Origin of the sequence: uncultured Acetatifactor sp., from assembly GCF_948601915.1 — a bacterium.
Lineage (GTDB): Bacteria > Bacillota > Clostridia > Lachnospirales > Lachnospiraceae > Acetatifactor.
The window spans coordinates 20585-23846 of the sequence record NZ_CAPDXS010000084.1 but is presented as its reverse complement, the minus strand read 5'-3'; the positions used below and the strand labels follow the sequence as shown (position 1 = coordinate 23846).

Genomic DNA, 3262 nt, shown 5'->3' with positions numbered 1-3262 from the left:
CGCATTTCATTGGATAATCATATGCTATAACTTTTTGAGTCCCATAAAACGGACTTAAACTGAAACCAACACAGTTATTGACTAACACGTATCTTTTTTATCTATTCTCCCAAATCTGAAACATCTCTTTGCCCAGTTAACATCTCTTACTTGGACGCAAACCTCCAAGCAAAAACCCTTCAAATTCATCCCGCAGATGGTTTGAAGGGTTTTCGTCTTCCACTTCCATAATGTAAAAAAGCTTCCCAGCCTGCCCTGAAAGGGACAGACCGGGAAGCTTTGAACCATTACAACAGATATTTCCTCACAGGCGGAATCCTGCGCAAAAGATGAACCGTCATCACGGACATCGCGTAGATTGCCGCCACCGTCAGCGGCAGGGTCAGCGCCGGCATATGGTGCTGCGGATTGAATTTCACCAGCCGCAGGCACAGGTGGATATATACGGGATGGATGATGTATACTCCCAGCATGGTCTTCACCAGGGCTGCAAGCCAGGCGGGAGATGCCTTGCCGCCCGCCATACATTTTCCCATGGCAAAGATGCTCACCGCCAGCAGCAACAGCGCGGGATGTTCCTCGTTCAGAGTATAGCCCTCAGCCCCGTAATGATAAACACCCAAAATCCCCAGCGCTACCCCCAGGCCGGGAATCCATCTGCCCTTTTTACAGCTTTGTTGGGGCAGGCTGCCCAGATATCCCCCCGCAACCGCATAAAACATCCAGGTGTCCGAGAAGTGCATTATTTTTGCGGGGTACAGCCCTATCCTCCCACAGACATAGGGGTAAATACATGTAAAGGTCAGCAAAATCCCGGCAAGCGCAAGTCGATCCCAGCGCCGCCCCCCCACATGAATGCGGAGAGCAGCGGCATGCACAGATAAAGGCCCAGCAGCCGGTAGAGATACCACATATGCGACCAGGTATAATCCTCCAGAACCGCACGCACCAGCGATGCCGCCCCAAAGGCTTCCCCCTCTACCAACATACGTATCATATAGAACGCGGATCCGAAGAAGCAGATACAGCAGACAATCTTCCCGATATGCCCCTTCATCTCCCTGTATCCCAGCAGGCGCCCGTCCGCAAGAAACCCTGCGCCGGTAGCCATGATGAACATAGGCACCGCTGCAAACAGAAATTGGTGCAGAATCCATGCCCCCTTACTGTATGCATCGGAAATATAGAATCCTCCGGCATTCATGGTGCTGCTCATGGTGTGGAGGCTCACGATCATGAGAGCCCCCATTGCCTTGATTCCGTCCAGATACCCCTGTCTCTCCATATCCGGTTACCTCCCGGCCAAATATGCTTTCAGCGCCTCCGCCTTGTCGGTAGCCTCCCAGGGCAGGGATACATCGTCCCGGCCGAAATGCCCGTAGGCCGCGGTCTGGCGGTAGATGGGCCTGCGCAGGTCCAGCATCTTGATGATGCCCGCGGGGCGCAGGTCGAAGTTCTCCCGAATGATCTCCACCAGCCTCTCATTGCTCACCTTCCCTGTGCCGAAGGTGCTCACCATAATGGAGGTAGGCTGGGCAACGCCGATAGCGTAGGAGAGCTGAATCTCGCATTTCTCCGCCAGGCCTGCAGCCACGATGTTCTTGGCCACATAGCGGGCGGCGTAGGCGGCGCTCCTGTCCACCTTGGTGCAGTCCTTGCCGGAGAAGGCGCCGCCGCCGTGGCGGGCAGCTCCGCCGTAGGTGTCCACGATGATCTTGCGTCCGGTGAGGCCCGCATCGCCCTGGGGCCCGCCGATGACAAAGCGGCCTGTGGGATTGATGAAGACCTTTGTATCTTCATCCACCAGCTCCTTCGGCAGGATCGGGTCGAAGACATGCTTCCTGATGTCCGCGTGAATCTGCTCCTGGGTCACGGCCTCGTCATGCTGGGTGGAGAGCACCACGGCCTCCAGGCGGATGGGCTTTCCGTCCTCATCGTACTCCACGGACACCTGGCTCTTGCCGTCCGGCCGCAGGTAGGGCAGCGTCCCGTCCTTGCGGACCTTGGTCAGCTGTCTGGCCAGCCTGTGGGCCAGAGCGATGGGGTAGGGCATCAGTTCCGGCATCTCATTGGTGGCATATCCGAACATCATGCCCTGGTCTCCCGCGCCGATGGCCTCCAGCTGCTCATCGGTCATCTGGGCCTCCCTGGCCTCCAGGGCCTTGTCCACGCCCATGGCGATGTCCGGGGACTGCTTGTCCAGGGCCACCATCACGGCGCAGGTATTGCCGTCGAATCCCACCTTGGAGTCATTGTACCCAATCTCATTCACCGTCTTCCTGACGATGGCGGGGATGTCCAGGTTGGCCGCGGTGGTGATCTCACCTGTCACCAGTACGAAGCCGGTGCAGCTGGCGGTCTCGCAGGCCACGCGGCTCATGGGGTCCTGCTCCATGCAGGCGTCCAGGATGGCATCCGACACTGCGTCGCAGAGCTTGTCGGGATGTCCCTCTGTCACTGATTCCGATGTAAATAAATGTTTTTCCATTTTTCTCTTCCTTTCTTTATCCCAAACAATGAAATATGTAAACAATTTGTACACCATATATTCCTTCAGGCAATGAACCAGGCGCCCTTGCCTGCGGGAAAGGATAGCGGATGTAGCATGGCACTCATACGCAGCGTTGAATCAATGGATTCTCCACCAATTCGACCCTGATTCGAGGCACAGGAAGCTTCAGCCTCTTTAAATTCTCCACCGCGCATTCCAGGACATCCTGCGCATGGGCTGCGCTTACCTCTCCCCGGTAGGCCTCCATAGGAGCCGTCAAATCCGCCTCAATCCCTGCCCTCTTCAGCACGGTGGCCAGGTCAGAGCCTTTCTCCATGGCCTTCCGCACACTGTTCAGCTGAAAATACCCATATGTCACAGCATTGTCCAACTGGCCAGTGTTCCATATCTTTTCAAAATATTCCTCAAATCCCATGTCCTCCGGCACAATCGGCGGCAGGGCACCCGTCGCAGCCTCCAGAAGCCTGCTCAGTTCTCCCATACGCTCCCCTTCGTCCGCCTGGGTCCAATACGCTACGGCAAACTCGTTCACATACATTTCTTCCTGGACATTGGGCATTTCTATCCCCCAATCCTCCAGAAGGCAATGCCCCAGTTCGTGGACGATATTGTACCAGTGAAAGTACAGATCGAATTTATGCCGTATGTCCCCTTCCCCAAACAGCTGACGGTATCCCGCTTTCTGTTCTTCGGTTCCCAGTTCATACCGTCCGGAAATAATCCTGTGCTCCATGGAATGCCCCTCTTCCA

General features: G+C 55.8%; 2 protein-coding genes and 1 pseudogene. All 3 read right to left on the bottom strand.

All coding sequences use genetic code 11. The features are described 5' to 3' along the window. Window positions 1-287: 287 nt before the first annotated feature. Window positions 288-1216: pseudogene (locus tag Q2B33_RS24270) on the bottom strand (acyltransferase family protein). A gap of 75 nt (window positions 1217-1291) precedes the next feature. Then, window positions 1292-2488, bottom strand: coding sequence for a methionine adenosyltransferase (gene metK, locus Q2B33_RS14800; protein WP_300785453.1), 1197 nt, complete (start codon window positions 2486-2488; stop codon window positions 1292-1294). A gap of 124 nt (window positions 2489-2612) precedes the next feature. Next, a partial coding sequence (locus tag Q2B33_RS14795; protein ID WP_300887498.1) for a hypothetical protein occupies window positions 2613-3262 on the bottom strand: 650 nt, incomplete at its 5' end.

Excerpts from the sequence above, each read along its gene's own strand:
- metK (WP_300785453.1), bottom strand. The coding sequence starts at position 2,488 with ATGGAAAAACATTTATTTACATCGGAATCAGTGACAGAGGGACATCCC.